This window comes from Ruegeria sp. CJ6 (assembly GCF_056536665.1).
Map to the genome: position 1 here is coordinate 173,169 of NZ_JBQFQB010000003.1, position 26,349 is coordinate 199,517.

Sequence of the window (26,349 nt, forward strand, 5' to 3'; positions counted from 1 at the left end):
TTCCTGCGTCAAAGCGGTATTTTCCTGTTGACGCCCTTTAGACGCGCTAGTAATCACGCCTCCACGTCAGGTGCAACGCCTGACAGTGGGCGACAGGCCGCAAGGTGTGGCAGGGGACTGTAACTCCCTCGCGGAGACGCACGCCTGGTTCGATTCCAGGGTCGCCCACCACTTACTCACCGATAAATTTGGCCCATTCGTTCAGGCCGATATCTGTTTGATTGCACCGCGCGCTGTCAGTTGCCATGGTCCCCGCGCTATTGCGACACAGGTCCAAATGACAGCGTCATCTCTTCGTTGTTGTCAAAGCGGTATGGCGCAACCAAGGTTTTCACCTGTGCTGGGTCGACGTCCTTCGGGACATTTCGAGCCGATTCCCAAACCCGAAGAGCAGCATTTGGCGCGCGCGGGTCCCGATCGCTGTAAACAGGATGATCGGGCGCAAAATAGGCCATGTTTCCGGAAATCCAATTGTCAGCAACAATTGCATTTTCGGGCGCTGTTTGCGCGATTATCTCAGAGGTCAAAGTAGCGAAAGGGGCCGCGCGTTTGGCATCCCCTGCCAGATTGTGATGCAGCATCGCCAGTCCAATAAACACCGCCAGAACGGCGCTGACCTGGGCAAATCGCCTTACGCCTTTACGACCTGCACTCGGTAACAACCACAAACACAGCACGGGGCCGGCATAAATCAATATCGGTTGCAGCCAGCGATCCTTTACGTTGGTGCTTCCGCTCACAATCACTACAGCCGCCATAAGTAACAACGCCCAGACCAGAGTACGCGTCATCAATCGCCTCAGATCATCGCCTTTGGCGGCCACCCCTTGTCTGAGGTAGACCAACCAGAGAACACCCAGGACGATTAGCAAGAGCGATACAAACCCAGCCGACGCCAAGGCCAACTCAACCAAGCCTTGCAGCGCGATCAATGTGGTTGGGCCATCGCTGCTCATGTCCAACTTGCGCGCGCTTGCAAATGCGTGTTCGGGATTGTTCAGAACCCATAGCATCGGTGGTGTGACAAGCAATGCGGCGACACCCAACGAAAGCAGCAGTCGAGGCGACCAGAGAGGCTTGCGCGTCTCAGATGCACTGAAAGCCGCCAGCAACATGGCCAGCAGCGCGATCGCATAGTTGTATTTTGACAAACTTCCCATTGCCACGACTACGCCCAGCAAGACGAATCCCCAAGTCGTCGGTTTGCGAATTAGCCCCCAAATCACCGCGAAGGTCAGAACCGAGCAGAGATTGGCCAGAACGGTATGCGTCAGCGCGCGTTGCGCCTCCCAACTAAACTGATAGAGCATCAGAAGTGACAGGACCGACAGCCCTGCCCACAGTGGCGCATGACGGGTTCGTATGGTCAGGTACAGCGCGACAACCGTCGCCAGCAGCATCCCGTTTTTCAGCAGTGACAGCCCTAATATGCCGGGACCGGTTATCTGAAAGATGCCCCATTGCAGCCAGGCATAAAGTGGCAGTTGCGGGCCGTAGCCCCATTCCAAGCGGCGCGCATCAAGAAGTATCTCAGCCTCATCCAGACCAAGCGCGCCGCCGGTTGCAACTCGCAATACGACATGAAGCAGAAAGTAAGCCGTGACTATGCTTAACCAGAAGCGATCTGTCGACATCAACCCATCGAGACGGGATTGCTTCGCTGCCGGGTCATCGACCCCGCAAGCGGCTTCCAGAGATCGCTCATCTGAGACGCACTGATCTTCGATCATGGATAAGCCCATTTCGTCGGCACTCGCCCAGGATACCTGGCCGCCGGATTGCAACTTTGACCGAAGCTAGACCCGATGTGTGGGCTCAAGTCCACCATTTTTGCGGCAGTTGGGCGCGTGAAACAATGCGCGCAGCTCAGCAGATGGATGCCTGGGCTTCAGCCGCCAGATGCCGCGGCGGGTTGAACGTCAGTTTGGGATATTTTGTCAAACCACTCAGTCAGGCTGCTGACATCGGGGCCAAGCGACTCGGCTATGCCGCCGGCGAATTCCTGAAACTTTTCAATGTTCAATTTATTGACGCCCACCAAGACGGGAATCTCACGCTCTAGTGCGTCGGCGATAATTGGGCGAAAGCCCCGCCCGTCCGCCTCGTGCTTTCCGAACTTGTTGATGATCAGCAATTGAGGGCCATCCTCAAGCGACCGCGTCACGAGGCCGACGGCCCGTTCCAATTCAGCCGGATCCAGACGGCAACCCCGAGCGTTCTTGCCAAGAGATTGTGAGATGCGAATGGTTTCCCCGGTCGGCAAGACTTTCAGATCCATATCGCATTTATATCCGTCGGCACATTCGGTGTTGGTCTGCACAACCCCGGCAATCGGTGTTCCGGCCTGCACAAGACCATCCGCAAATTCGCTAAGCAGGCGATCGGTTGCGCCGCGATCGGTTGTCGTAACATAGGCCAGATGCATTTTTTGGACCTCAAAGTTCAATTGGTGACGTTTCAGATAGCACGCGTCGGCTTGTCCGACCACCTTCATCCATCAAGGCAACGGAGAAAGCCCGATCACCGATGCGTGCAGGTGGAGGAGAACCGCGTAAGAAGCCAAAGCAGTCAACCAGACCCAAAGTCTGGGCCAAGGGCGGGGCGCGCTGAGTGACAGGCGCGCCGTATTGCGGGAAAGGCGTACCCATTCCGTCCCCAAATTGCGCGCGGTGCGGTGATCAATGAGCGCCATGCCCATCACCGCAAAGCCAGCAAACAAGCCGAACAAGATGACATGCGACAGGCTTCCATTGACCAACAGATGTGCCAAAGCCCATAGCATCAACGCAACAAGGATCGGATGACGAGTCATGCGCAGGATTCCTGGGTTTTCGGGATCGAACGGACGGTGCCCCAACCCTCCGAACGAAAATGGATTCTGGATCGACAGGCCCGCAATGGCCAACCAGCAGACTATAGGCATGACCAGCAAAGGCACCCAGCGAAAGATCGGAAGCGGCGGGATCACTTCGACATAGGGTGCATTTGCGGCGGCGATGATCAACCAGGCCAAAACTGCTAGCGAAATCATTGAATAGCTGGCGAAATATGCGCGCTTTCCCATCGTGCCGATCAGCCAGCCGCGCACTGCGGGGCGCGCTGGAATCATGTGGCTAAGAAGGAATGTGGCAAGTGCTGCGAGGAAGAGGCCCCAACCAGTCATCGTAATCTCCGAACGTGTTGCGCCCGGTTTAGGCCGTGACAGCGCGCTGGTCTTTGTCCGAAATCAAGTGAGGGCAAAGGGGCGGTTACCCGCCCCTGCCCTGTCTTACAGGCCCAGTGCCTTTCGGCGTTCCTCGGCAAAACCCTGCACCATACGATCAGCGATCAGTGCTAAAATTGCCATGGCGGCACCGGCCGAGATGCCAAGCCCCACATCCGCCTGCCCCAGCGCCAGATAAATCGACTGGCCCAGACCGGTTGTCCCGATCAGTGCCGCTATCACCAGCATGGCGAAGGCATAGAGGATGGTCTGGTTCAGCCCCAGTAGGATGGTCGGTGCGGCATAGGGCGCGCGGACGTCGCGCATGATCTGCCACTCGGTCGCGCCGCTGGAGATTGCGGCTTCCATCATTTCCTCGGGTGTGTTGACCAGCCCGTGTCGCGTGTAGCGGATCATCGGGACGATGGCGTAGGCGCAGATCGCCAGGAAGGCCGAGAACTCACCGATCTGAAACACCATCAGAACCGGGATCAGGAACACAAACAGTGGGATCGTCTGCAGCATATCACAGATCGGGCGAACCACTTTCCAGACCGGCCCCCAAACTGCGCTGGCAAGACCGATCAGCCCTCCGACTACTGCGCAGGAAAACACTGCGGCACCGCTGAGGTAGAGCGACAGGAGTGCCCGCTCCCACAGGCCTGAAACGAGGATGGTACACAGCAGCCCAACCGACAGCGCCGCAAGACGCAAGCCACCCGCGACCCAACCCAGCGCAGCCGCGCCCGTCAGGACAAACGGCCAAGGCAGGTTTGATATGCCGGTTTCCAGCATTCCGATCAGGATAAGAACGATCAGTCCACCGGTCAGATGCCCGCGCCATGTCATCAGCAGAGCGATAGCCGCACCAGCGGCGAACAGACCCCAGCTCATGCTCGGGGTCCACTGGAACCCCCAGGTGAACGGTAGTACAGCCTGGTCCAGACCGATCCGCAAGGGCAACAACACATAGAACAGAGAATTGTTCTTGAGTGCGTCCAGCCAAGGCCCGTTAGCCTGCGTAAATGAGGTCAGGCCGGTGTCAATCGCCTCGGCCATCGGGTCCAGAACTGTAAGGTCAGACGGGTTCGGCAACCGGGACCAGAAGGCAGCGGTAAACAGCACTGCAAAGCCCAGCATCGCCCAGACAACGCGGCTGTCATATCGCTTGCGCTCGGTCGCCAAAGTGCCGCTCATCCGGTCGATGATCACTGCGAAGACAACGATGACCAAACCGGCCATGAGGGATTCACCGAACTGCGCCTTGCGCATGGTTAACAGAACTTCCCAGCCGATGTCGTTGAAGCCGCCGATGACGGCGGCGATGATCACCATCGACAGCGCGGCCATGAGGCATTGGTTCACACCAACCATGATCTGAGTCGTGGCAGCAGGAATTTCGACCTGAAAGAGCTGCTGCCAGCGCGTCCCACCGGACATGATCGCAGCTTCTTTGATTTCGGGCTCTACCCGTTCCAGCCCCAGCATAACGTTGCGAGCCATAGGTGGCGCGGCGTAGATGGCCGAGGCGATCAGGCCAACCACCGGACCGAAGCCAAACAGAAGCAGCAGCGGCGTCAGATAGGCAAAGGTCGGCACCGTCTGCATGATATCGAGCACGGCCTGAACAAAGGCCTTCACACGTGGCACTTCATTGGCAAGAATACCGATAGCCCCGCCCATAATCAGCGCCACGGGGACAGATACGGCGACAAGGGCAAGCGTATTCATGCTCTCGGCCCAATAGCCTGAAGCCAGAACGAAGCTGAGGCCAAAGAACCCCAGCGCCGCCATCGGCAGACCGCCCAGATACCAACCCAGCGCAGTGACGACCCCAATCAAGATCGGCCAGGGCGTGCTGCCAAGCACGTAGTTTGCAGCATTCATCGGATAAGTCATCAGGTCCGAAAACAACCGCATCGCCGGTTTAATGCCATTCAGAAACCAGTCGAGAAACGCACCAACCCATTGCGTTGCAGGCAGTTCCCATTCTTTGGGCCATGTGACCAGCCATGGGGCGACGCCTTCCAGCGCAAGGCAAACCGCGCCAACGACAAGGGTAATCAGCGCGGCCTGCGTCCCAGCCGTCAGGCGGGCCTGCCGCGCGGGGATATCCGTCACAGCGGTCATGCTTCATCCACCTGCAAAGCTGCGGCGAGATCGGACGGATGAACCGTACCGACAATATTGCCGTCTGCATCACGGACAGGAACGGGTTCATACAGCTCCATGCAATGCGCGAGCGCCGCGTCGAGCGTCATGGATGTGGTCAGGCCCGGATCATCCGGCCCACGCTCAGCATCATCACGCATGACCGAAGCAACCTTAGCATGCTGGCCTTTGGCGACGTCCTTAGAAAATTCGCGCACGTAGTCGTCTACCGGACGCAGCACGATATCCGTCGGCGTGCCGATCTGAACGATCTTGCCATCGCGCATGATGGCGATGCGGTCGGCCAGTTTCAGCGCCTCTTGAATGTCGTGAGTGATAAAGACAATGGATTTTTTCAACGTCGCCTGGATGCGTAGGAATTCATCCTGCAGCTGGCGGCGGATCAAAGGATCAAGGGCCGAGAACGGCTCGTCCAGAAACCAGATATCGGGATTCACCGCAAGGCTGCGCGCGATCCCCACGCGTTGGCGTTGACCACCCGAAAGCTGCCGGGGAAAGCTATCTTCGCGGCCTTCCAGGCCGACCAGCGAGATTACTTCCTGCGCACGCGCCAAACGTTCCTTTTTGCCGACGCCTTGCACACGTAGCGGATAAGCCACGTTTTCAGCCACGGTCATATGAGGGAACAGGCCAAAATGCTGGAAAACCATGCCCAGCTTCTTGCGCCTTAATTCAGTCAGGGTTTTCTTCGATGCACCGATGACATTCTCGCCATCCACACGGATCTCGCCGCCCGTACCGGGCAGAAGTTGCGAAATGCAACGAATCAGCGTCGATTTGCCCGAGCCGGACAAACCCATGATGACAAAAAGCTCGCCTTCTTTGACCTCGAAATTGGCATCCTGAACAGCAGGGATAAACCCCAGTTCGCGCAAATCGGCGGCGGCTTTGTCAGCGTCACTCCCTGACCGAGACAGCGCGTCGGTCAGAGCTTTGTCGGCACCTTGGCCAAACACCTGCCAGAGATTCTGGCAGGCGATGGCTGGCGTATTCGCTTCAGTCACTTAAGCGGACTCACTGCGTTGCCGCGTCAACGACGGGGCGCCATTTGTCTTCATTCTCGGCCATCCATGCCGCGACGACTTCTTCGACCGCGCCACCATCTACGTCGATCGCCCCCATCATTGGCTGCTGGTCTTCGACCGAAAGCTGATAGTTAGTCAGGATTTCATAGGCAGCGGGCCACTTGTCTGCCATGCCGCTCCAACCGGCCTTGAAGATACGTGACGGCGAGAAATCGCAATCATTCACTGCGTTGGGGTTCGGGCCCCAAGACGGATCGTTAAAGCACGCCTCTTCGCCTGCAGGCAGTTCGACAAACTGTACGTCATATGCCGACATCGCCCAATGTGGCTGCCAGAAGGTGATCAGCAACGGCGACTTGCGCTCGGTCGAGGCGCGCAATTCGGCGATCAAAGCGCCCTCGGAACCCGCGGGGACCGCTTTGAACGGCAATTCAAGACCGGTCATACGATCCGCGCCGGGCGTACCCCAATCCGCTGGGTAATCGACCAGACGGCCACCGGGCAGAGTTTCAGCCGTAGCAAAAACTTGCGCACACTCTTTCAGCGCTTCCCACGCAGGCAGGCCCGGGCAGAGCTCCGCCACATGTGCCGGGTAGGCAATGCCTTCCTTGGCATCAAGCCCCAGATCGCCGATTTCAACAACGGTGCCTTCGTCGATCTTCTTGGCATATTCGTCGGACACGTTGGACGACCAGATTTCCAATGTCGCGTCAATGTCCCCATCGGCCAACGCCTGGAACTGATTCATCATCCCGGCGGTCACGTATTCTACGTTATAACCGGCGGCCTTCAGCATCTCACCTGCCACATGGGTGGTCACATGTTGACCGGTCCATTCGTTGATCGCCAGCTTGATCGGTTCATCGACCGCGCCCATATCTGCGGCATGGGCCGCCCCGGCCACTGCGATAGCCAAAAAGCTCACGCTTAGCTTTTTCATAACAACAACTCCCTGTTTTTTACGTTTGCCCCATGGCGATATCGAGCCCGCCCAGGATCATTTGTGGTCACAGCACATTTCGCAACATGCACAAGTTTAGCCGAAAAAGGAAAGGGAACAGTTGTTCCGGGTCCGACGCGCTTCATCAAGCGTGAAAACACAACCCATCCCTGCTGCTCCACTCGGCAATACACACACTTAACACCGTCAGTTCGGAACCGTCAAAGATATTGATTGACTAGTCAATATAAAACACGCGCTTCATCTCAAGATCTGATTTGCCTTGTCAAATCTTCTTAATAAGGCAGCATCTGGATAAGGGAGGGTCTGGGAGATGCGTCACTTTGAAAAGATCTACCAGATATCGGCTGATCGCCACGGCGGCCCCGCCGAACTGGAAAGCAAGCTAAGCAAGCCTAAACCAATCGCCGAATTGGTGGCGATGTCAGATGATCGCTGGTTATCGATTATTACGAAAACCGTGTTCCAGGCAGGGTTTAACTGGAAAGTGATCGAATCGAAGTGGGACGGATTCGAAACGGCATTTGACGGCTTCGACATTGGACGCTGCGCATTCATGGATGACGAGAAATTCGACGCACTGCTGCAGGACACCCGCATTGTCCGCAACGGAACTAAGATTGCCACAGTGCGCGACAATGCCGCGTTTCTGCTAGAACTCCGCGCGGAAGGTGGCGTCGGGCAAATTCTGGGCGGGTGGCCATCACAGGATTATGTCGGCTTGCTACAGATGCTCGCCAAGCGCGGATCGCGGCTTGGCGGTGCTTCGGCGCAGTATGCTATGCGATTTGCCGGTCGGGACAGCTTTATTCTGTCTCAAGATGTAACAGCTCGTCTGATCGCTGAGGGCGTTATCGACAAACCTGCAACCTCCAAAAAAGCAATGGCCGCGGTGCAGGCCGCGTTCAATACATGGATGGGACAATCCGGGCGATCGCTGACGGAAATCAGCCGGGTTCTGGCGATGAGCCTTTGAAAACGACTTGCAGCGCCGAGCTGCCGCATTAGGCTTAATGCCATGATCCGTCCCCTGTTGATTTTATTGCTGTTTCTATTTGTGGCCTGTGGTCGACCTCTAACCGATCACGAGCGCGCATTTGTCAGTAAAATCCACGGAGACACATTGAATCTGGATCGTGTGCGATTGGTAGAGGGTGCCCCCGTCGCAGCGGTTACATTTACCCGCAAAGCCCGCCCTCGGGTTGCCTGCCGTGAACGGATCTTACCACCTGTCAAAGAGGAAACCGTGACCGGCAAACCCGCGGGCGTTGCGTTGTTCAACCATGTATATTTCACGAAGGACTGGTATCTGGACGACTACATGAGCCAGTACCCCGATCAGGTGAACCTGATCGGGGCAATGTTGCTTGCGCATGAATTAACCCATGTCTGGCAGTGGCAAAATCGCAAGACAACTGGTTATCACCCGTTCCGCGCTGCAGCAGAGCATGGCCGGAAGGACGATCCTTACCTGTTCGACCTTGATACTTCGCCCGATTTTCTGGCCTATGGTTACGAACAGCAGGGCGCCATCGTCGAGGAATATGTTTGCTGCCGGGCGCTCGACCCCGACGCACCTCGAACCAAGCGTCTGCACGATATGCTAAGCGCCCAATTCGAAGTCTCGAAATTGCCCGGTAACAGGCGCGAAAGCTCCGTCCTGATACCCTGGGCGGGCGCAGAGATTAATGGCATCTGTCGCTGAGCTTTTTAGTTCACTTGCAGGGTCTTCAGGTAAGCCACTAGATCCACGATTGGCTTGCTGGTCAGGATTGGCTGCCCTTCCGGCGTTTTGATCGCGGTGTCGTTACCTTCGAAATAGGGGCCATAAACCGGCATCGGGCTGCCATGGCTGACCAAAGGTTCGCGCCCGTCAATCCGCGCCACGACGCGCGCTGTCGGAAATACACCATTTGCATCGGCCAGCGTTCTCAGGTTTGTCGGCTGGATCACCAGCACCCCGGCCATTGGCCCATGCCCCGTTGCATCCAGTCCATGACAGGTAGCGCAATAGTGCTGATACAGCTCGGCCCCGGTCTCCACGTCCTGAGCTGAAGAGGCCTGTGGTATCATGGTAAGTACAGTCAGCGCGCCCGCGCCAAGTATTGATCGGATCATCACTTTTCTCCCTCCTGCCTTGCAATTCGAGACTTGCCGGGAGGTCGCGCTGACGCAATGATCCAGATCAACGAAATAGGCGCAGGGACAAAAGGCAATGACACAATACGCAGCCATCATGCTGGCCGCCGGGATCGGCGTACCCATCCTCGCCGCGCTGAACGCCGCATTAGGCAAGTTGATCGGCTCACCAAATGCGGCCGCCGTCATTCTGTTTGCGATCGCCTTTGTCGCTTCAGCACTGGCGCTTTTGGTGCTCGGTGGATCCGATGCCTTCGCCAAAGTCGCACAAGCCCCCAAGCATCTGCTTCTGGGCGGCGTATTAATCGCCTTCTATGTGCTTTCAATCACCCATGTGGCCCCACATTTTGGCGTGGGCAATGCGGTGTTTTTCGTCTTGCTCGGCCAGTTGATCAGCACAGCTGCGATTGACCATTTCGGTCTGTTCGGCGCTCAGGTTACGCCGCTGACATTCATGCGGGCAGGAGGCATTGCAGTAATGGCAATCGGGGTCGCCATCACTCAGCTGGCCTGAGCACGCCCCCCTCCAGCTGCAACATCCGGTCCATCCGCGCCGCCAGATCAAGGTTATGCGTCGCGATCAGCGCCGAAAGCCCTTCATCCCGCACCAGCGCCATGAGGGCCGCGAACACCTGATCCGAGGTATCGGGGTCCAGATTGCCGGTCGGCTCATCCGCCAGCAGCACACGTGGCTGATTTGCCAGTGCCCGGCAGAAGGCCACGCGCTGTTGCTCTCCGCCCGACAAGGCTGCTGGCCGGTGATCTGCGCGCGGAGCGACGCCAACGCGATCAAGCAACTGCATCGCACGGGCTTGCGCTGCTTTCTCAGAAGCACCGTTTGCCAGTTGCGGCAACACGATGTTCTCCAGCGCCGTAAACTCAGGCAACAGATGGTGGAACTGATAGACGAAGCCAACATCGCGCCGACGGATCGCTGTGCGCGTGCGATCCCCTTTGCCCGTCGCGCCCTGCCCCGCGACTTCGACTTCGCCGGTATCCGGGATATCCAGCAGGCCCGCGATATGCAGTAGGGTCGACTTGCCCGCCCCGGATGGCGCAACCAATGCCACAGCCTCACCCGCGCGCAGCTCCAGATCGGCACCGCGCAGAACCTGCACCTCTCCCGGGGTGCCTTGCAGATAGGTCTTGGTCAGACCGCTGAGCCTTAAAGTCACATCATTCATAGCGCAGGGCCTCAACCGGGTTCAGCCGCGCTGCGCGACGAGCCGGGAAATAGGTGACAAGGAAAGACAGGCCAAGTGACAGACCCACCGCTTTCAAGACGTCAGACAGGTGTAATTCGGCGGGCAAGGCGTAGATGCCGCGAATGGACGGGTCCCAGACGCCGCCACCCATGACGTAGTTCACGAAGGAAAAAATCGGATCGATATAGATGGCGAAAAGGCAGCCCAGAATGACCCCCATGGCGGTTCCGATGATGCCAGTAAAGGCCCCGCAAATGAAAAACACCCGCAGCACCGACCCTTCGCTAAGGCCAATGGTCCGCAGAATACCGATGTCGCGCCCTTTGTTCTTCACCAGCATGATCAACCCCGAGACGATGTTCATTGCTGCAATCAGCACGAGGATCGACAGTATGATGAACATCACATTGTCTTCGACCTCCAGCGCCCGCAGGAATCCTCCAGAGGCATCCTGCCAAGTCCAGATCTGGCTGCGCTCACCTGCGGCCTCAATGATCGGAATCAGGATCGGGATCAGCTCTTCGGGGCGCTCGACCATCACTTCGATCTCGTCCGCCACGCCTTCACGGTTGAAAAATCTTTGCGCCTCGGCAAACGGCATGTAGACGCGCGTGCGGTCGATGTCATAGCGCCCGGCAGAAAAGACATAGACTACCTCATAAGCGTTCACGCGGGGAGATGTGCCAAATGCGGTTTTGACACCGTTGGGCGAGGTCAGTTTGACCCGATCCCCCACCGTCGCCCCGATGGCCCGCGCCACGCCCGAGCCGATGGCGATGCCGTCCGGGAACCGTGACAGGTCACCATAGGCCTCTTCGCTTTCTGCAATACCGGGCAACCCGGCCAGATCTTCGGGACGAATGCCAAAGACCTGCACGCCTGAACTGCGGTCCGCATTGGTGATCAGCACCTGCCCTTTGACAAGCGGTGCTGCCCGTTCGACCCCCGGCACCTGCGCGATCCGCTCGGCCATTCCATCGAAATCCGTGATGGTGCGGTCTAGCCGCCCCTGCGCATCGATTTCTCCGGCGGAATACACCGTGACATGTGCGTTGGCCCCAAGAATAGTGCCCACGAATTCTGACCGGAATCCGGACCGAACAGCCAGCGTCGCGATCAGAGCGAACACAGCGAGCGTAATCCCGATCAGCGAGATCCAGGTCATCACGCTAACGCCCCCTTCGGCCCTACGGGCACGGAGGTATCGCCAGGCGATTTTCCATTCGAAAGGGGCAAAGGGCGGGGGAGATTTGGCCATTCCTGCCTCGGGTTCAGATTTTTCGCGACCCTTTCGACATTTCGCCGGATGGTCAAGCCAGTTATCGTGCGGACACCGGTTCGGCGTTACTGCGCCCGATTAAGGGGCGAAAAGAACAGTTTGAAACGAATCATTTGCCCCAAGCGCCAACTCATCAGCGGCAGCACGAGAAATCACTGGCCGCAAATTATACCAATGGTTGTGAACCCCTTCACAGACAAGGGCTTATTGTTTCAGTTATGAAGTCAATGTGAGATATCAGCACCCGACTGAGTCACAATCGCAACATTCAGGTGCGAAATATTGTTTCACAAATTGATTAGTGTGAGAAACTTTGTCACCCTATTTGTGTGGGGGACACATTTTAAGAGTTTAAGGGCGGAGGCACGCTCATGGGTATTCAAGAACATATGGAAGGTACGGGCCCGATTACTGCCCGTTCAGCAGCAACAGAACTGGATTGCGAAAGCGCCGCATTGTTGCGGGCAGCGATCAGGCCAGTTTTCACAAGCGCAGCAAGCTGGGCCGGTTTGGCCGACATACTGCGGGACAAAGGCTATCGCCTTGCTTTCCGGCAGGGGCGGCTGTGCATCACGGATCGCACCACTGACGAACGCGTCTGTGGATTGCGGTTTCTGGGCTTCGAACTGGCGGAACTTGTACGCCGCTTTGGTCGCCCGATCGTGGTCGCACGCGGCAGCGAAGCGGACGGCGATTTCCTGACCGCACGTCCGACCTCAGCTTCCTGAGCTAAACCGCCGAAGGTTGCACCGCCTTGTTCAGGCGATGCCCTCATAGATTTCTGCGATCTTGGTGACGGCCGCTTCGGGGCTGAGTTCCTCACTTTCGCCGGTACGGCGGCTGGTGAGTTCGACCACACCGTTCTTCAGACCACGCGGGCCCACTGTGATGCGCCACGGCAGACCGATCAGGTCCATGGTGGCAAACTTGCCTCCTGCCCGTTCATTCCGATCATCATAAAGCGGCTCAAGCCCCAACGCAGTCAACGCGCTGTAGAGTTTATCGCACGCCGCGTCCGCCTCTTCATCACCTTGCTTCAAGTTCACAATGCCGCAATGGAATGGAGTCACGCCTTCGGGCCAAATGATGCCCTTATCGTCATGGCTGGCTTCGATGATCGCACCGATCAGGCGGCTAACGCCGATGCCGTGGCTGCCCATATGCACCGGAACCGGCTTGCCATCGGGGCCTTGCACAGTCGCTCCAAGAGCTTCGGAATACTGGGTGCCAAAATAAAAGATCTGCCCCACTTCGATACCACGCGCCACGCGGCGGCGGTTTTCGGGGATTTGGTCAAACAGGGCTTCGTCGTGGGTTTCGTCCGTTCGGGCGTATTTAGAAGTGAACTCTTCGAGGATCGCCTGACACTGTTCGCGGCTATCATAGTCGATCTCACGATCGCCGAAGGTCAGATCTGTGACCGCGCTGTCATAAAAGACCTCGGATTCGCCAGTATCGGCCAGTACGAGGAACTCATGCGTGTAGTCACCGCCGATAGGTCCAGAATCAGCGCGCATCGGGATGGCTTGCAGACCCATCCGCTCATAAGTACGCAGATAGCTGACCAAGTGGCGGTTATAGGCGTGCAGCGCGTCTTCTTTGGTCAGATCGAAATTGTATCCGTCCTTCATGTAGAACTCGCGCCCCCGCATCACGCCGAAACGTGGGCGGATTTCATCGCGGAACTTCCACTGAATCTGATAGAGCGTCAGCGGCAGGTCTTTGTAGCTGCTCACGTGGCCGCGGAAGATGTCGGTCACCAGTTCCTCGGCGGTCGGCGTGTACAGCATATCGCGACCGTGGCGGTCCTGCATGCGCAACATTTCCTGGCCATAATCGTCATAACGACCGGATTCGCGCCACAGGTCGGCTGATTGCAGAATCGGCATCTGGATCGCGATGTGCCCAGCCCGCGCCTGCTCTTCATGCACAATGTTCTCCAGCTTGCGCAGAACTTTGAAGCCCAATGGCAACCAGGAATAGATCCCGGCGGCGGCCTGTTTGATCATCCCGGCACGCAGCATCAGCCGGTGGCTGACGATCTGAGCCTCCGAGGGGTTTTCCTTGAGAACGGGCAGAAAGTAACGGCTGAGGCGCATAACGTAACCTTACGGGTGAGAATTTCGCTGCAAGGTGATTATTCCAAAGCCTAGCCGGGGGCAATCGCACATCGGTGTTTTGCGACCCATGCGCAGTCGGTTTTTTGATTGACCGCAACGCCGGGGTTTTCAATGTTGGCGCAAACGTTAAACCGCGAGGCAGCAATGCAAACAATCACCGAACCCGCCCGCCAGATCCCCGTTGTTCATCAGACAGACGTATTGGTTGTGGGCTCGGGCCCCGCTGGATTGTCAGCAGCGCTGGCTGCCGCACGCGCTGGGGCCGAAGTTTCCTTGATGGATAGATTCGGTTGCATGGGTGGAAATATTACGGCAGTCGGCGTCGAAGGTTTTGCCTGGTATCGCCACGAACAAACTGTCGAGGCCGGAGGCATCGGCATGGAGTTCGAAACCCGCGCCAAAGAGATGGGTGCAGCAGTGCCTGAAAGCCAATCGCTCAGCTACGAACTGGACAGCGAGGGCTTCAAGCTGGTGGCCGACAAGCTGGTTGAAGAGGCTGGCGTCCATCCGATGTTGCACCGGCAATTCGTCGCCCCGATCATGGAGGGGGATCGCATCACTGGGGTGATTACCGAATCCAAAGCGGGGCGTGAGGCGATCTTGGCCAAGGTTGTCATCGACGCCACAGGGGATGCAGATGTAGCGCATCGCGCGGGCGCCCCGACGCACAAGACGCCACGCGAGGACATGATGGCGGCCTCAGTGATGTTCCATCTGGCCGGTGTCGACAAACGGGCCTTTATGGAAGGTGTCAAAGCCGACCCGCAGACCTACAAAGACTGGGGTGGCGGTGGCGAATGGAATATCGAAACCTCGGGCAAAGAGGACGACATGTTCTCGCCCTTCGTCAAGAAACCCTTCCAGCAGGCGATTGATGAGGGCCTGATACCGGCTCATTTGAACACGATCGCAGGGACCTGGGGGGCGATGCACGATACCGGAGAACTGACCTATATGAACCTGATTCATATGGACCAGATCGATGGAACCGACCCCGACAGCCTGACCTTTGGTGAAATCGAAGGCCGCCGACAGGCGATGCTGGCCATTGATGCCCTCCGCCGTTTCATGCCGGGGTGCGAAAACGCACGTCTACGCAATTTCGGAATGACCATAGGCATTCGGGATACGCGCAAGATCGATGCTGTCTACAACATGACCGAAAATGACGCGCGTCATCAGGGCCGGTTCGAGGATTCCATCGGTATCTACCCTGAATTCATCGATGGCTACGGCATTCTGATCTTGCCGACCACGGGGCGATATATGCAGATTCCGTATCGCTCGATGCTGCCCAAAGGGATCAAGGGCCTGTTGGTTGCGGGCCGGTCCCATGGCGCGGATCGGGTCGCTCACGCCGCGACGCGCAACATGTCCTGCTGCGCGGTGATGGGTCAGGGCGCAGGGATCGCTGCGGCGTTATCCTTGAAAAGCAATCAAGATCTCGACAGCATGAACCTTGTTCCTGTGCATCAGGAACTGGAACGACAAGGCGTGAGAATTAACTGATGGAGCGTATTCCAACCATAGATATCAGCCCGCTGACTGATCCTTCTGGTCCGCTGTATCAGGCAACGGTCGCGCAGATCATGGATGCCTGCACCAGCATCGGGTTTCTATCGATCACAGGGACAGGCATCGCGCCTGAGCACATCGAGCAGGTGCGCGAGTGTGTCAGTGCGATCTTTGATATCGACGAGGCCCGAAAATGGGATCAGGCCATCACCCGCGAAAACTATCGTGGGTACATTCCGATGGGGTTCTTCACGCCCAATGACGGCTCGGGCGCGGCGGATAAGTACGAAGGTTACAAGCTGCATTTCGAAGCAGCCGAAGATGCGCCGATCCGGGTTGAATGCGCACTTTACGGCCCGAATATCTGGCCCCGAGAAGTGCCCCAGGCCCGCGCGGTAATACTGGATTACTGGCTACAGCTTGATGGCGTGACAGATCTTTTGCTGGGTGCATTGGAAGTGGGGTTAAAAATCCCGCCCAACACACTACGCGACGCCTTCCGCGACCCGATGACCAACATGACCCTGCTACACTATCCGCCACAATCCCCGGATGAGCTTGGCTATGGAATTCATCCGCATAAGGACACCGACGCGCTGACAATAATCGCTCCCGATCCGGTCGGAGGACTTGAGGTGCAGACCCGCACCGGCGGCTGGATCACACCGGACTGCCCGCCCGGCGGCTTCGTGGTCAATATCGGCGACATGCTGGAACTGTGGTCGGGCGGGCGGTTGAAATCGACCCCGCATCGCGTGGTTAATCGATCCGGGCGTGAACGCTATTCCTTCCCTTATTTCGCCGTTCCGCGCCACGATGTGGTGGTTGCGCCACTGCTGCCTGCCCTGTCCGGCTTTGATCGCCCGAAGGTACATTGCGGACACTGGTCGGCGGAAATCTGGCGCACCAACTGGCCTGATGAAATGGCCACAGGTGAGACACCGGAACTGGGTACTCTGACAGACTAGGGTATAAAAATCGCGCGCCATGAACCGCTTGCATCGCCGGGCGTCATGGGCCAAGAACACGGCAATGCTGTGCGAACGAGGGATTGCGCCATGGCCTTGCCGGTGAAGGATCAGCTTAGATACTGGGGCATTGCCGCCGCTGTTTTCGTGCTGCTTTTGTACCTGTTGGGCGATGTCTTGCTGCCCTTTGTGATCGGTGGTGCGATTGCATATTTCCTTGATCCCGTTGCGGACCGCCTGGAAACACTCGGCCTTTCGCGCATGGCTGCGACCGGGATCATTACCGTTGTCGGCGTGTTTGGTTTTGTTTTGATGATTCTTATGGTTGTGCCCGCGTTGATCACACAGCTACTGGATCTGATTGATGTTTTGCCAAGCCTTTTTAAAGAACTGCGTGCCTTTATTGAGAAACAATTCCCGGCTTTGCTCGATCGCGAATCAAATACCCACCAGATGCTGGTGTCATTTGGCGAGACGCTGAAATCAAAAACCGGCGATGTGCTGCAAACCGTTCTGGCCTCATTGGGTTCAGCGATAAATGTCGTCGTCCTGTTGGTTATCGTACCGGTTGTCGCGGTTTATCTGCTGATGGATTGGGATCGCATGATCACCCGGATCGGAGAGCTCTTGCCCCGTGATCACGCCCCCACGATCAAACGACTTGCTGGTGAAATCGACGCCGTTCTTGCCTCATTCGTGCGTGGAATGGGTACCGTCTGCCTGATCCTCGGCACCTACTATGCTGTCGCATTGATGCTGGTCGGTCTGCAATTCGGCCTGATCGTCGGCTTCATTGCAGGACTGGTAACCTTCATCCCCTATTTGGGCGCCCTGATCGGAGGCACCCTAGCCATAGGCCTGGCCCTGTTTCAGTTCTGGGGGGATTGGGCACATATCGGTTTGGTCGCCGGTATTTTTGCTATCGGACAGGTGACCGAGGGCAACTTCCTGACGCCCAAACTCGTCGGTAGTTCGGTGGGCCTGCACCCGGTCTGGCTGCTGCTGGCCTTGTCGGTCTTCGGCGCGCTGTTCGGCTTTGTCGGAATGCTGATCGCAGTACCTGTAGCGGCTGCCTTGGGCGTGCTGGCACGGTTTGCGACCGAGCAGTATCTGCACAGCCGCCTATATACCGGGCTTGAAGGGCTCAATCAGGAAGACGAATAAATGGCCATGCAGCTCAGCTTTGATCTGCCGTCCAAGACTGCCTTGGGCCGCGAAGACTTTTTCGTCTCGCCTGCTAATGCGCTAGCTGTTGCGATGATCTCTGCCACCTCATGGCCTGGCAACAAACTGGTGCTGAGCGGCCCTGCAGGATCGGGCAAGACCCATCTGGCGCATGTCTGGGCCGGCGAGACCGGCGGTCGAATCGTACAAGCCGCCGCGCTTCGATATGACGACGTGCCGGACCTGGCGCGCGGTCCGGTGGCGGTCGAAGATGTGCCAGTAATCGCGGCGGACGTCGAGCAGCAGAAAACTCTGTTCCATTTGCACAATCTGGTTCTGGCCGAGGGCCACGCCTTGCTGATGACCGGGCGCACGACGCCGAAACTGTGGCATCTGCCGCTGGCCGATCTGCAAAGCCGGGCCGAAGGTGCGCATCATGTGTCGCTTGAAGGGCCGGACGATGCGTTGCTGGGCGCAGTGCTGGCGAAGCTATTCACCGACCGGCAGCTCAATCCGGGGCCTGATGTCATAGCCTATCTGGTCAAGCACATGAATCGCAGCTTTGAAACCGCCGCCCGCGTCGTCGAACAGCTGGACGAAATTGCGCTGACCGAAAAACGCGACATCACCCGTGCGCTGGCGGTGCGTCTATTGAACACAGAAGCCGAACAATCGGATGCCTGCAATTGACCGGACAAGGGTGATCTCGCATCCTGTCGCGCAAAAGACCTGGGGACACCATGACCAAGATTGCCGAGACTGATTTCCCGGATCACGGGCTGTTCGGAAGGCCGCTGTTCGAAGATCCGGGCGCCCGTGCACTTTCCCGGGTCGGGGTTGTCGATATCGGATCGAACTCGGTCCGGATGGTGATTTTTGACGGTGCGGCGCGCTCACCGGCCTATTTCTACAATGAAAAGGTGATGTGCGAACTGGGCGCCGGCCTGTCAGAGACCGGCCGACTGAACCCTGAAGGTCGCAAACGGGCGCTGGCTGCCTTGCACAGGTTTCAGCATCTTGCCAGAGACCTCGGCCTGCCCGCCCTGCACGCGGTCGCCACCGCTGCGGTGCGCGAGGCCAGCGATGGACCGGATTTCTGCGCGCAGGCAAAAGCCGAAACCGGCCTGATCATCAACGTTGTCGATGGCGAGGAAGAAGCACGGCTCTCAGCTCAGGGCGTGCTGCTGGGTTGGCCCGGAGCTTATGGGCTGATCTGCGACATCGGTGGCTCGTCCGTCGAACTCGCTGAGATCGGAGGCGGCAAGGTCGGACGTCGCATGACTTCGCCCCTGGGGCCGCTCAAGCTGCGCGATATCAAAGGCGGTCGCCGGGCGCGTAAGGAGCATATCAAGAAGACGCTGGAAGAGATGCGCGACCGGATGGGCCCTCAACGTGATCGGCTGTTTCTGGTCGGCGGCAGCTGGCGCGCCTTTGCCCGGCTAGATATGCTGCGCCGAGGCTATCCGCTGAACGTGCTGCACGAATACCGCATGACACAAAGTCAGGTACGCGAGACCATCAAGTTCATCGAACAGAATGATCCTGATGAATTGCGCGCATTGGCCGGTGTGTCGGGCTCGCGTATGGCATTGATCCCCTATGCAATGGATGTGCTTTCCCGCCTGATCCGCACGTTCAAACCCAAGGACATAGCGATTTCTAGCTACGGCATCCGCGAAGGATTGCTGTATGAACAGATGCCGCAACGCCTGCGCGACCGGGATCCTTTGATCGAAGCCTGCCGGTTTGCCGAAGCGAAAGACGCGCGCTTGCCCGGTTTCGGCAAACACCTGTTCGATTTTGTCATGCCCTTGTTCCGTTCCGCGCCGGAACCGATGCTGCGCCTGATCAAGGCAGCTTGTCTGCTGCATGACGTCAGTTGGCGTGCGCATCCAGATTACCGGGCCGAGGCCTGTTTCGAATATGTCACCCGCGCCAACATGAGCGGGATCAAACACTCCGAGCGGATCTTTATCGGGCTCGCTTTGCAACACCGATATCGCAACAAACGCGAAGGGAGCCGCTTTACCGAGCTTTACGAACTGCTCGACGAACGCGGCCAGGAACAAGCCGAAATCCTGGGCAAAGCACTACGGTTCGGAGCGATGCTTTGGATGCAGCACGACGCAGCCATGGGCAAGATGCGTTACTATCCCAAAAAACAAAAGCTCGAACTGCGTCTGCCCAAATCGGCAGGCGCATTGTTCAACGAAGTCGCCGAGGCCCGTTTTAACTCGTTGGCCGGCGCGCTGAAATCAGAACCCAAAGTGATCATTCGCGGATAATCAGATATCGGTATAACCGTTAGAAGTCTCTTCTTCCGGCACAACTTCTTCGGGCTGATCTTTGGGCTTCTTGCGGATGATAATGTCGCCGTTTGGTAACATCTCGGGCGATTCATACGCGCTCCAATCCTGCACCTGAGCAGCCAACTCAGCCAGCGCCGGACCCATTTCCCGCATGAAAGACTGCAAAGCCGGACCAAATTGGTCCGCAAATCCACGCAGGTCTTCGATCGTGGGCTCCATCTCTTGCCGCAAGCCTTCCAGAAACAACTCGGCACCCCGCTCCATCAGCGACTTACCCGAATCGTCCTGTGCTTGGGCAGGCAGGGCCAAGGCGGTACAAATAGCGCTGATCAGCATGAGACGTAGCATAGCTTGAATATAAGCGAGCGTGCCGAGTGTTGAAAGGTCAGAGGTCGATATCCAACGTCACCGGGAAGTGGTCGGATGCGGTTAGCAAGGCATCCCTCAGCTCGGGGTTGCCCCAGCAGGCGGCATCGCGAAACGGATGCCAGATGCGCCAGTTCGGGTGGTGGGCGCGCAAATCCTCGCTAATCATTATGTAGTCCAACAACGCCTCAAGATACCGTCCCTCATTAGGCCGCGCAAATCGTGCAGTTGCGGGGACAGAACCGGGGCGCAGTTCCAATGCCCTTGCTGCATGAGGATCATAGAGCCCCGCCTGCAACAATATCTCGACCGACGATCGACCGAAGAGGTGTTCGAACTCATCCAGCCCGGGTCCGTCATTGAGATCGCCCAGCAAAATCACCGGCTCTTGCTCCGTCAAATGATGTCGGACCCGTCGACCCAGCCATACCGCCTGCGCCAACTGCTTACGGCGATTGGCAATCGAAATTCGTATCATCTTATCCCGCGATGCAGCGCCATGGGGCGCTTTGGACTTCAGATGCGCCCCGATCAGTCGAAACTCCTGCCCTGAGGTTGTTTGGATCGCCAATTCCATCGGAGGCTTTGAAAACCGAACAAGATCCTCGGTCGCATCCACATCCAGGTCGATCCGGAACTCGGCATCGAAACGCGGCGCGTTCTCAGCCTCCCTTGCGTCGTGTTTGGCTGTAAGAATTTCGGGATCATAAAGCAGGGCCAATTCCTGATGTGTATCATTGGGAAATCCCATGATTGCATGGCTTGTACGCAGACCGAACGCCTCGGCAAATCGCTGCAAGGCACGGACGGTATTCTGAGACTTGCCTGTGTTGGGGGCTTCGACGATCAGCATCGCATCGGCATCAATCGCTGTCAGCACCTTTGCGATCGCCTCAACCTGCCGGGCCTTGGTCACATCGTGACGCCCTGACCAGCTGTCATCGACAATCAGGCTGTCATTGCGATCAAACAGGTTGGCGAACCATTCGATATTGTAGGTCGCCAACCGCACGGATCAGACCCGGGCGCCGTTGATTTCATCCCAGGCGCGGTTGATGTCAATCATCTTTTTCTCGGCCAGCCGCACCGCCTCTTCCGGAACGCCGCGTGCCAACATCGCATCGGGATGAGTTTCTCGCACCAGTTGCCGCCAAACCTTGCGAATTTCGGTCAGAGGAGCGTCGCGGGGAACGCCCAGAACCGTATAGGGGTCTTTCGGCGCATCCGGTACGAAACGCGCGCGCAGGGCCATGAACTGAGCGTCGGTCTGGCCGAAAATGCGGCTGACTTCTTCCAAAAACTCGTTTTCGTTCGGATGGTAGAACCCGTCCGCCATGGCAATGTGAAACAGCCCTTCCATCAAATCGCACAGGGTGGTGCTATCTTCGGCGAACATGCGGGCAATCCGGCGGGCATAGTCCTGATATCCAGCAACGTCTGTCCGTGCCATGTCAAAGACCTTGGCCGCCCCGTCTTCATCTTCGGGCGCGATCTGGAACACTTCACGAAAAGCCGTCACCTCATCCCGCGTCACCTGACCGTCGGCCTTGGCCATCTTGGCGCCAAGCGCCACGACGGCAATCGCAAAGGCCACCGAACGTTCTGGCGGCGTGCGCAGTTTCTCAAACACCGCAGTCAGGCTTTCGCCCTGGGCAAGCGCGTTCAGCGCGTCGGCTATTCTGGACCAGATCGACATGGGCGCACCCTAGCGTGCCTTGTCACGACTGTCAGGTGCGACAGATGACTGCGGGCCGAGTATTTTCTGCATCAGGACAAGATCCAGCCGCTGCCCCCATTTGAACCCCACTTCAGGCATGCGTCCCACCTTCTTGAAGCCAATTGCCTTATGGAAGGCGATGGCTGCGGGGTTGGCCGATGAAATGCCCGCCACCAAGACATGCACGTTATCCTCCCGCGCGATGGCTTCAAGAGCCTCCATCAACGAACGGCCAACATTCTGGCCTCTGGCTTCGGGTGCCAACTGTATCGAATGTTCGCGGCACTGCGCATATCCCGGTCCCGAGCGGAAAGTGCCATAGGTCGCAAACCCCTCGACGGCACCACTGCGCTCGGCGACCAAGAAGGCGGGGCTTCTGGTTTCGATCTCTGCCACCACGCTTTCAACGCTGCGTTCATCGGTGGTGAAAGTGACCAGCGTATCACGGATAATCACGTTTGCTATCGCCGCAATCGCGGATGCATCGTGGGCTCTGGCCTGCCGGATGTTCATTCCAGCACGCGCAACCCGTGCGGTGTTTCGATTTCAGCGCGCAATGCAGCCGGGCCGCTGTCAAACGCGACATACTCCAACGCCCCCAGACCTTTGGCTAAGTCGATTGCATCCGGATGGCACACTATAAGGCGGCGTAACCGGCAGCCACTGTCCTGAAGCATTTGTGCCGGATGCAGATCACCCTTCCACTCGATAAGCGCCGGAAAGAGGTTGTCAAATGGCAGACGTCCATTTGGGGGGACTGCCATACGCCAGCGCAGCGCGCCTCGGTTCAGATCGATAGGTTGTCCGACGCCGTCAGGGAAAACGGTCAGTGACGCTTCGATATCCGGAACCCGGCAAATCCAGTTGGTCAGGCGGGGTGATCCGGTGAACCGGTCCAGATCGAACCAGCGCGTCCTTTGCGGTTTGGAGGCTTCGGGGTCGATCGCAATCGCCTCCAGATAGAGCCCATCCCGCAAGCCCAAAAGTCGATTATACGTCCCGAATTTTTCATGCTTGCCGCCGTCCTGAAGCCGTACGCCCAGCGCCTGTTCGATATGGTCAGAAGCTTCTTCAAGCGTTTCGCCCGCAACAGCCAGATGATCCAGTAACATGAAGACGCCTCCTGATGACAAACGACCAGACCATTTGGGTCTGGTCGCATGTTTTCCGCAAAGGGGCGAAATCACAAGATTTTTCGTACGAAAAATCTTGGCGCTGGCGTCAAGTTTTGGCTTCGCCGATCAAACGCAAGATGTCTTGTGCCGCTTCAGGGATGTTCGTTCCCGGACCAAAGATCGCCTTCACACCGTGATCGTAAAGGAACTGGTAATCCTGTTGCGGAATGACCCCACCGCAGATGACTATGATGTCTTCAGCCCCTGCCTTTTTCAGTTCCTCAACCAACTGAGGCGCCAATGTCTTATGCCCCGCAGCCTGCGAAGAGATCCCGATCACATGCACATCATTGTCCACCGCGTCCTGTGCGGCTTCTGCAGGTGTCTGGAACAGAGGGCCGACATCTACGTCAAACCCGATATCAGCAAAAGCAGTGGCGATCACCTTGGCCCCTCGATCGTGGCCGTCTTGCCCCATCTTGACCACCAGCAGACGCGGGCGACGCCCCTCGGCCTTGGCGAATTCTTCTATGGAATTCTGAATCGCGGCAAAACCTTCGTCACCCTCGTAGGCCGCACCGTAAACACCGGCCAGGGTCTTCACTTCGGCACGGTGGCGACCGAACTCTTTCTCCATTGCCATGCTGATCTCTCCTACGGATGCGCGGGCTCGGGCGGCCTCGACGGCGGCGGCCAGCAGGTTGCCTCCCTCGCGGGCGGTTGTTGTCAGGGCGTCCAGCGCCTGTTGGCAAGCCGCCTCGTCGCGCGTTGCACGGATACGCTCCAGCCGCGCGACCTGAGCTTCACGCACGGCCACGTTATCGACGTCCAGAATATCGATCGGGTCTTCTTGCTCTTTGCGATACTTGTTGACACCAACGATGACCTCTTCACCCCGGTCGATCATGGCCTGACGGCGCGCAGCGCTTTCCTCGATCCGCAGCTTGGGCATGCCACTAGCAACGGCCTTGGTCATACCGCCCATTTCCTCGACCTCTTCCATTAGAGCCCAGGCTTTTTCGACCAGCTCGTTGGTCAGGCTTTCGACGTAGTAAGAGCCCGCCAGCGGATCGACCACATCGGTCACGCCGGTTTCCTCTTGCAACACCAGCTGCGTGTTTCGCGCGATACGTGCCGAGAAATCGGTTGGCAGCGCGATCGCCTCGTCCAGTGCGTTGGTATGCAGTGACTGTGTGCCGCCCAGAACCGCGCTCATGGCCTCATAGGCGGTGCGGACCACGTTGTTATAGGGGTCCTGTTCCTGCAGCGACACGCCCGAGGTCTGGCAATGAGTTCGTAGCATTTTCGACCGTTCGGATTTCGCCCCGAACTCGGTCATTACCCGATGCCAAAGGGTGCGCGCGGCGCGCAGTTTCGCGATCTCCATGAAGAAATTCATGCCGATGGCAAAGAAGAACGACAGACGACCCGCGAACTTATCCACGTCCATGCCTGATTCCGTCGCGGCGCGCACATATTCGCGCCCGTCGGCCAGCGTATAAGCCAGTTCCTGCACCAGGTTCGCCCCGGCCTCTTGCATGTGATAGCCCGAGATCGAGATCGAGTTGAACTTGGGCATCTCATTCGAAGTGTAATCGATGATGTCCGAGATGATCTTCATCGAAGGCTCGGGCGGGTAGATATAGGTGTTACGCACCATAAACTCTTTCAGAATGTCGTTCTGAATGGTGCCCGAGAGCACGGCCTTGTCATGCCCCTGCTCTTCACCTGCAACGATGAAGCTGGCCAGAACCGGGATCACTGCCCCGTTCATCGTCATTGAGACTGAAACCTTGTCCAGCGGGATACCGTCGAACAGGATTTTCATATCCTCAACGCTGTCGATGGCCACACCGGCCTTGCCGACATCGCCCACCACACGGGGATGGTCACTGTCATACCCCCGGTGAGTCGCCAGATCGAAGGCGACCGAGACACCTTGCTGGCCGGCTGCCAGATTGCGGCGGTAAAATGCATTCGATTCTTCAGCCGTCGAGAAGCCTGCATATTGACGGATCGTCCAAGGGCGCCCTGCATACATCGTCGCCTTTACGCCGCGCGTAAACGGACCGAAGCCCGGAAGCGAGCCCATATGCGGCAGATCAGCCGTGTCTTCCTGAGTATAAAGCGGTTTGACGTCGATGCCTTCCAGCGTCACTTTGGTCAGATCGCCCAAAGGTCGGCCGCGCAGCTCTTTTTCAGCCAGCACCTGCCAGTCGTTGGTGTCGGTCATGTCGATTTCCTCTGTTCAATTCTGGTTTCGGCGGGGGCGACCCCGCGTGCATTGCTATCTGTCCGGCAGATCAGTTCAGCCCTCCCATCGGCGCCCGAGGCAAGCCATTCCAGATCATCGGCATAATCAGCCCAAAGCTGCATCGCATGTTCAGCGGTCAGACCATGGGGCGTGGGTTTGGGCGCAGCATTCAACGCAAGGCCATCGCTGAATTCGGGCGCGGTGCGACCCGTCAGCGCCTGAAGCTGCGCCTGTTGATGACCCGCAAATTCCTCAAACGGCAAAACGAGCAATGGGACGCCCGGGAAGGCGTGGCTAATATCGGTGATGACGTCTCGCCAGCTCCGCTTGCTTTGCGCGATGCGGGTCCACTTTGTGGGCTCTATTGGGGCGCTACCACGTTTGAACTTATAGGCGGCCACGGAAGACCAATACATATCCAACGCGCGGATATTCAAAGCAATTTTGGTGACTCTTCCATCAAATGCCCTTGCCAAAAGCTGCCCACGTTCCTGCATACCTGGATAGAGCGAGGCAAAGGCAATATTGCGCTCCATTGAGCCCACGAAATTCTCTTGGCTGACCAATAGCTGCGTCGCGCCGTCTTTCTGACATACGTCCAGCTCGCGGCGTAATCCATCACAGACCTCAGGCGTCAATTTGTTCAAGCTGTTGAGGCCATTGGAGCGTGTTCGCTCCGGCCCCCAATACGCCAGACCTTGATCTGCAAGGACCTGCACGTTCCGGCTCAGATAGTTCTGGAAACTGGTGCTTGCACATCGATGTGCACCGCAATGCAGGATCACTTCCATCGGCCTACTCTCCCCACGCGAAGGCCGCGGGAACGGCGCATTTTGTA

Annotated in this window: 26 protein-coding genes and 1 tRNA gene; 10 read left to right on the plus strand and 17 right to left on the minus strand. The window is 57.7% G+C overall.

The window, feature by feature from the left end; all coding sequences use genetic code 11:
* Positions 1-87 precede the first annotated feature (87 nt).
* A tRNA-Tyr gene (locus ACR0BT_RS10520) sits at positions 88-171 on the plus strand.
* An 86-nt stretch (positions 172-257) separates the two neighbouring features.
* Here ACR0BT_RS10520 and ACR0BT_RS10525 read toward each other — a convergent pair.
* From ACR0BT_RS10525 to ACR0BT_RS10550, 6 genes are all read right to left on the minus strand, one after another.
* Complete coding sequence (locus tag ACR0BT_RS10525; RefSeq protein WP_480763099.1) at positions 258-1,730, minus strand: ArnT family glycosyltransferase; 1,473 nt, start codon at positions 1,728-1,730, stop codon at positions 258-260.
* Between the two features lie 158 nt (positions 1,731-1,888).
* Complete coding sequence (locus ACR0BT_RS10530) at positions 1,889-2,425, minus strand: DUF2478 domain-containing protein (RefSeq protein WP_170735506.1); 537 nt, start codon at positions 2,423-2,425, stop codon at positions 1,889-1,891.
* A 72-nt stretch (positions 2,426-2,497) separates the two neighbouring features.
* The gene (locus ACR0BT_RS10535; RefSeq protein WP_480763100.1) at positions 2,498-3,163 is read right to left on the minus strand and encodes an NnrU family protein; all 666 of its coding nucleotides are present in this window, start codon (positions 3,161-3,163) and stop codon (positions 2,498-2,500) included.
* A gap of 105 nt (positions 3,164-3,268) precedes the next feature.
* On the minus strand, positions 3,269-5,332 hold the full coding sequence (locus tag ACR0BT_RS10540) for an ABC transporter permease (protein ID WP_480763101.1): 2,064 nt from the start codon (positions 5,330-5,332) through the stop codon (positions 3,269-3,271).
* Positions 5,329-6,378: a betaine/proline/choline family ABC transporter ATP-binding protein gene (locus ACR0BT_RS10545; protein WP_170401466.1), complete on the minus strand. Its 1,050-nt coding sequence runs from the start codon at positions 6,376-6,378 to the stop codon at positions 5,329-5,331. The genes ACR0BT_RS10540 and ACR0BT_RS10545 overlap by 4 nt, the downstream gene beginning before the upstream one ends.
* Before the next feature lie 10 nt (positions 6,379-6,388).
* The gene (locus tag ACR0BT_RS10550; RefSeq protein ID WP_170392106.1) at positions 6,389-7,339 is read right to left on the minus strand and encodes an ABC transporter substrate-binding protein; all 951 of its coding nucleotides are present in this window, start codon (positions 7,337-7,339) and stop codon (positions 6,389-6,391) included.
* 334 nt (positions 7,340-7,673) lie between these two features.
* On the opposite strand from ACR0BT_RS10550, the gene ACR0BT_RS10555 reads away from it, so the two are divergent.
* Positions 7,674-8,336: a DNA-3-methyladenine glycosylase I gene (locus tag ACR0BT_RS10555; protein ID WP_170512305.1), complete on the plus strand. Its 663-nt coding sequence runs from the start codon at positions 7,674-7,676 to the stop codon at positions 8,334-8,336.
* A 42-nt stretch (positions 8,337-8,378) separates the two neighbouring features.
* The gene (locus ACR0BT_RS10560) at positions 8,379-9,065 is read left to right on the plus strand and encodes a hypothetical protein (RefSeq protein ID WP_480763103.1); all 687 of its coding nucleotides are present in this window, start codon (positions 8,379-8,381) and stop codon (positions 9,063-9,065) included.
* Between the two features lie 5 nt (positions 9,066-9,070).
* Here ACR0BT_RS10560 and ACR0BT_RS10565 read toward each other — a convergent pair whose 3' ends face one another.
* A complete protein-coding gene (locus ACR0BT_RS10565) occupies positions 9,071-9,478 on the minus strand; it encodes a c-type cytochrome (protein ID WP_170392112.1) in 408 nt (135 codons plus the stop codon).
* A 97-nt stretch (positions 9,479-9,575) separates the two neighbouring features.
* Here ACR0BT_RS10565 and ACR0BT_RS10570 point away from each other — a divergent pair, with 97 nt between their 5' ends.
* Positions 9,576-10,013 carry a DMT family transporter gene (locus ACR0BT_RS10570; protein ID WP_170609410.1) on the plus strand — a complete coding sequence of 146 codons (438 nt, stop codon included), beginning with the start codon at positions 9,576-9,578 and terminating at the stop codon, positions 10,011-10,013.
* On the opposite strand, the gene ACR0BT_RS10575 is transcribed toward ACR0BT_RS10570, so the two are convergent.
* A complete protein-coding gene (locus tag ACR0BT_RS10575; RefSeq protein ID WP_480763104.1) occupies positions 9,997-10,683 on the minus strand; it encodes an ABC transporter ATP-binding protein in 687 nt (228 codons plus the stop codon). The genes ACR0BT_RS10570 and ACR0BT_RS10575 overlap by 17 nt on opposite strands.
* Positions 10,676-11,962: a lipoprotein-releasing ABC transporter permease subunit gene (locus ACR0BT_RS10580; protein ID WP_480763105.1), complete on the minus strand. Its 1,287-nt coding sequence runs from the start codon at positions 11,960-11,962 to the stop codon at positions 10,676-10,678. The genes ACR0BT_RS10575 and ACR0BT_RS10580 overlap by 8 nt, the downstream gene beginning before the upstream one ends.
* A 392-nt stretch (positions 11,963-12,354) precedes the next feature.
* Between ACR0BT_RS10580 and ACR0BT_RS10585 the strand changes: the two genes are divergently transcribed.
* The gene (locus tag ACR0BT_RS10585; protein WP_170563856.1) at positions 12,355-12,711 is read left to right on the plus strand and encodes a hypothetical protein; all 357 of its coding nucleotides are present in this window, start codon (positions 12,355-12,357) and stop codon (positions 12,709-12,711) included.
* A gap of 30 nt (positions 12,712-12,741) precedes the next feature.
* On the opposite strand, the gene proS is transcribed toward ACR0BT_RS10585, so the two are convergent.
* On the minus strand, positions 12,742-14,082 hold the full coding sequence (proS, locus tag ACR0BT_RS10590; protein WP_170818770.1) for a proline--tRNA ligase: 1,341 nt from the start codon (positions 14,080-14,082) through the stop codon (positions 12,742-12,744).
* A 132-nt stretch (positions 14,083-14,214) separates the two neighbouring features.
* Between proS and ACR0BT_RS10595 the strand changes: the two genes are divergently transcribed.
* The 5 genes from ACR0BT_RS10595 to ACR0BT_RS10615 all read left to right on the plus strand — a co-directional run bounded on the left by ACR0BT_RS10595 (position 14,215) and on the right by ACR0BT_RS10615 (position 20,035).
* Positions 14,215-15,612 (plus strand): FAD-dependent oxidoreductase, encoded by a 1,398-nt coding sequence (locus ACR0BT_RS10595; RefSeq protein ID WP_480763106.1) that lies wholly within the window; start codon positions 14,215-14,217, stop codon positions 15,610-15,612.
* Positions 15,612-16,586, plus strand: coding sequence for an isopenicillin N synthase family dioxygenase (locus ACR0BT_RS10600; RefSeq protein WP_480763107.1), 975 nt, complete (start codon positions 15,612-15,614; stop codon positions 16,584-16,586). Before ACR0BT_RS10595 ends, ACR0BT_RS10600 begins: the two co-directional genes overlap by 1 nt.
* 90 nt (positions 16,587-16,676) lie before the next feature.
* Positions 16,677-17,750, plus strand: coding sequence for an AI-2E family transporter (locus ACR0BT_RS10605; RefSeq protein ID WP_170392915.1), 1,074 nt, complete (start codon positions 16,677-16,679; stop codon positions 17,748-17,750).
* Positions 17,751-18,440 carry an HdaA/DnaA family protein gene (locus ACR0BT_RS10610; RefSeq protein ID WP_170392125.1) on the plus strand — a complete coding sequence of 230 codons (690 nt, stop codon included), beginning with the start codon at positions 17,751-17,753 and terminating at the stop codon, positions 18,438-18,440.
* A gap of 50 nt (positions 18,441-18,490) precedes the next feature.
* On the plus strand, positions 18,491-20,035 hold the full coding sequence (locus tag ACR0BT_RS10615) for a Ppx/GppA family phosphatase (RefSeq protein WP_170401504.1): 1,545 nt from the start codon (positions 18,491-18,493) through the stop codon (positions 20,033-20,035).
* On the opposite strand, the gene ACR0BT_RS10620 is transcribed toward ACR0BT_RS10615, so the two are convergent.
* The 7 genes from ACR0BT_RS10620 to ACR0BT_RS10650 form a co-directional block, all read right to left on the minus strand.
* Complete coding sequence (locus ACR0BT_RS10620; protein ID WP_170512319.1) at positions 20,036-20,407, minus strand: hypothetical protein; 372 nt, start codon at positions 20,405-20,407, stop codon at positions 20,036-20,038.
* Positions 20,408-20,444: 37 nt separating this feature from the next.
* Complete coding sequence (locus ACR0BT_RS10625) at positions 20,445-21,437, minus strand: endonuclease/exonuclease/phosphatase family protein (RefSeq protein ID WP_480763108.1); 993 nt, start codon at positions 21,435-21,437, stop codon at positions 20,445-20,447.
* A gap of 3 nt (positions 21,438-21,440) precedes the next feature.
* Positions 21,441-22,121 (minus strand): molecular chaperone DjiA, encoded by a 681-nt coding sequence (locus tag ACR0BT_RS10630; protein ID WP_170392133.1) that lies wholly within the window; start codon positions 22,119-22,121, stop codon positions 21,441-21,443.
* Between the two features lie 9 nt (positions 22,122-22,130).
* Positions 22,131-22,655 carry a GNAT family N-acetyltransferase gene (locus tag ACR0BT_RS10635; RefSeq protein ID WP_170647971.1) on the minus strand — a complete coding sequence of 175 codons (525 nt, stop codon included), beginning with the start codon at positions 22,653-22,655 and terminating at the stop codon, positions 22,131-22,133.
* A complete protein-coding gene (locus tag ACR0BT_RS10640) occupies positions 22,652-23,254 on the minus strand; it encodes a VOC family protein (RefSeq protein ID WP_170401518.1) in 603 nt (200 codons plus the stop codon). Before ACR0BT_RS10640 ends, ACR0BT_RS10635 begins: the two co-directional genes overlap by 4 nt.
* Before the next feature lie 109 nt (positions 23,255-23,363).
* Positions 23,364-25,490 carry a methylmalonyl-CoA mutase gene (scpA, locus tag ACR0BT_RS10645; RefSeq protein ID WP_170392139.1) on the minus strand — a complete coding sequence of 709 codons (2,127 nt, stop codon included), beginning with the start codon at positions 25,488-25,490 and terminating at the stop codon, positions 23,364-23,366.
* Complete coding sequence (locus ACR0BT_RS10650) at positions 25,487-26,302, minus strand: hypothetical protein (RefSeq protein ID WP_170392141.1); 816 nt, start codon at positions 26,300-26,302, stop codon at positions 25,487-25,489. The genes scpA and ACR0BT_RS10650 overlap by 4 nt, the downstream gene beginning before the upstream one ends.
* Between the last annotated feature and the right edge of the window lie 47 nt (positions 26,303-26,349).

Excerpts from the sequence above, each read along its gene's own strand:
- ACR0BT_RS10525 (WP_480763099.1), bottom strand. The coding sequence starts at position 1,730 with ATGATCGAAGATCAGTGCGTCTCAGATGAGCGATCTCTGGAAGCCGCT.
- ACR0BT_RS10530 (WP_170735506.1), bottom strand. The coding sequence starts at position 2,425 with ATGCATCTGGCCTATGTTACGACAACCGATCGCGGCGCAACCGATCGC.
- ACR0BT_RS10535 (WP_480763100.1), bottom strand. The coding sequence starts at position 3,163 with ATGACTGGTTGGGGCCTCTTCCTCGCAGCACTTGCCACATTCCTTCTT.
- ACR0BT_RS10540 (WP_480763101.1), bottom strand. The coding sequence starts at position 5,332 with ATGACCGCTGTGACGGATATCCCCGCGCGGCAGGCCCGCCTGACGGCT.
- ACR0BT_RS10550 (WP_170392106.1), bottom strand. The coding sequence starts at position 7,339 with ATGAAAAAGCTAAGCGTGAGCTTTTTGGCTATCGCAGTGGCCGGGGCG.
- ACR0BT_RS10555 (WP_170512305.1), top strand. The coding sequence starts at position 7,674 with ATGCGTCACTTTGAAAAGATCTACCAGATATCGGCTGATCGCCACGGC.
- ACR0BT_RS10560 (WP_480763103.1), top strand. The coding sequence starts at position 8,379 with ATGATCCGTCCCCTGTTGATTTTATTGCTGTTTCTATTTGTGGCCTGT.
- ACR0BT_RS10565 (WP_170392112.1), bottom strand. The coding sequence starts at position 9,478 with ATGATCCGATCAATACTTGGCGCGGGCGCGCTGACTGTACTTACCATG.
- ACR0BT_RS10570 (WP_170609410.1), top strand. The coding sequence starts at position 9,576 with ATGACACAATACGCAGCCATCATGCTGGCCGCCGGGATCGGCGTACCC.
- ACR0BT_RS10575 (WP_480763104.1), bottom strand. The coding sequence starts at position 10,683 with ATGAATGATGTGACTTTAAGGCTCAGCGGTCTGACCAAGACCTATCTG.
- ACR0BT_RS10580 (WP_480763105.1), bottom strand. The coding sequence starts at position 11,962 with ATGGCCAAATCTCCCCCGCCCTTTGCCCCTTTCGAATGGAAAATCGCC.
- ACR0BT_RS10585 (WP_170563856.1), top strand. The coding sequence starts at position 12,355 with ATGGGTATTCAAGAACATATGGAAGGTACGGGCCCGATTACTGCCCGT.
- proS (WP_170818770.1), bottom strand. The coding sequence starts at position 14,082 with ATGCGCCTCAGCCGTTACTTTCTGCCCGTTCTCAAGGAAAACCCCTCG.
- ACR0BT_RS10595 (WP_480763106.1), top strand. The coding sequence starts at position 14,215 with ATGTTGGCGCAAACGTTAAACCGCGAGGCAGCAATGCAAACAATCACC.
- ACR0BT_RS10600 (WP_480763107.1), top strand. The coding sequence starts at position 15,612 with ATGGAGCGTATTCCAACCATAGATATCAGCCCGCTGACTGATCCTTCT.
- ACR0BT_RS10605 (WP_170392915.1), top strand. The coding sequence starts at position 16,677 with ATGGCCTTGCCGGTGAAGGATCAGCTTAGATACTGGGGCATTGCCGCC.
- ACR0BT_RS10610 (WP_170392125.1), top strand. The coding sequence starts at position 17,751 with ATGGCCATGCAGCTCAGCTTTGATCTGCCGTCCAAGACTGCCTTGGGC.
- ACR0BT_RS10615 (WP_170401504.1), top strand. The coding sequence starts at position 18,491 with ATGACCAAGATTGCCGAGACTGATTTCCCGGATCACGGGCTGTTCGGA.
- ACR0BT_RS10620 (WP_170512319.1), bottom strand. The coding sequence starts at position 20,407 with ATGCTACGTCTCATGCTGATCAGCGCTATTTGTACCGCCTTGGCCCTG.
- ACR0BT_RS10630 (WP_170392133.1), bottom strand. The coding sequence starts at position 22,121 with ATGTCGATCTGGTCCAGAATAGCCGACGCGCTGAACGCGCTTGCCCAG.
- ACR0BT_RS10635 (WP_170647971.1), bottom strand. The coding sequence starts at position 22,655 with ATGAACATCCGGCAGGCCAGAGCCCACGATGCATCCGCGATTGCGGCG.
- ACR0BT_RS10640 (WP_170401518.1), bottom strand. The coding sequence starts at position 23,254 with ATGTTACTGGATCATCTGGCTGTTGCGGGCGAAACGCTTGAAGAAGCT.
- scpA (WP_170392139.1), bottom strand. The coding sequence starts at position 25,490 with ATGACCGACACCAACGACTGGCAGGTGCTGGCTGAAAAAGAGCTGCGC.
- ACR0BT_RS10650 (WP_170392141.1), bottom strand. The coding sequence starts at position 26,302 with ATGGAAGTGATCCTGCATTGCGGTGCACATCGATGTGCAAGCACCAGT.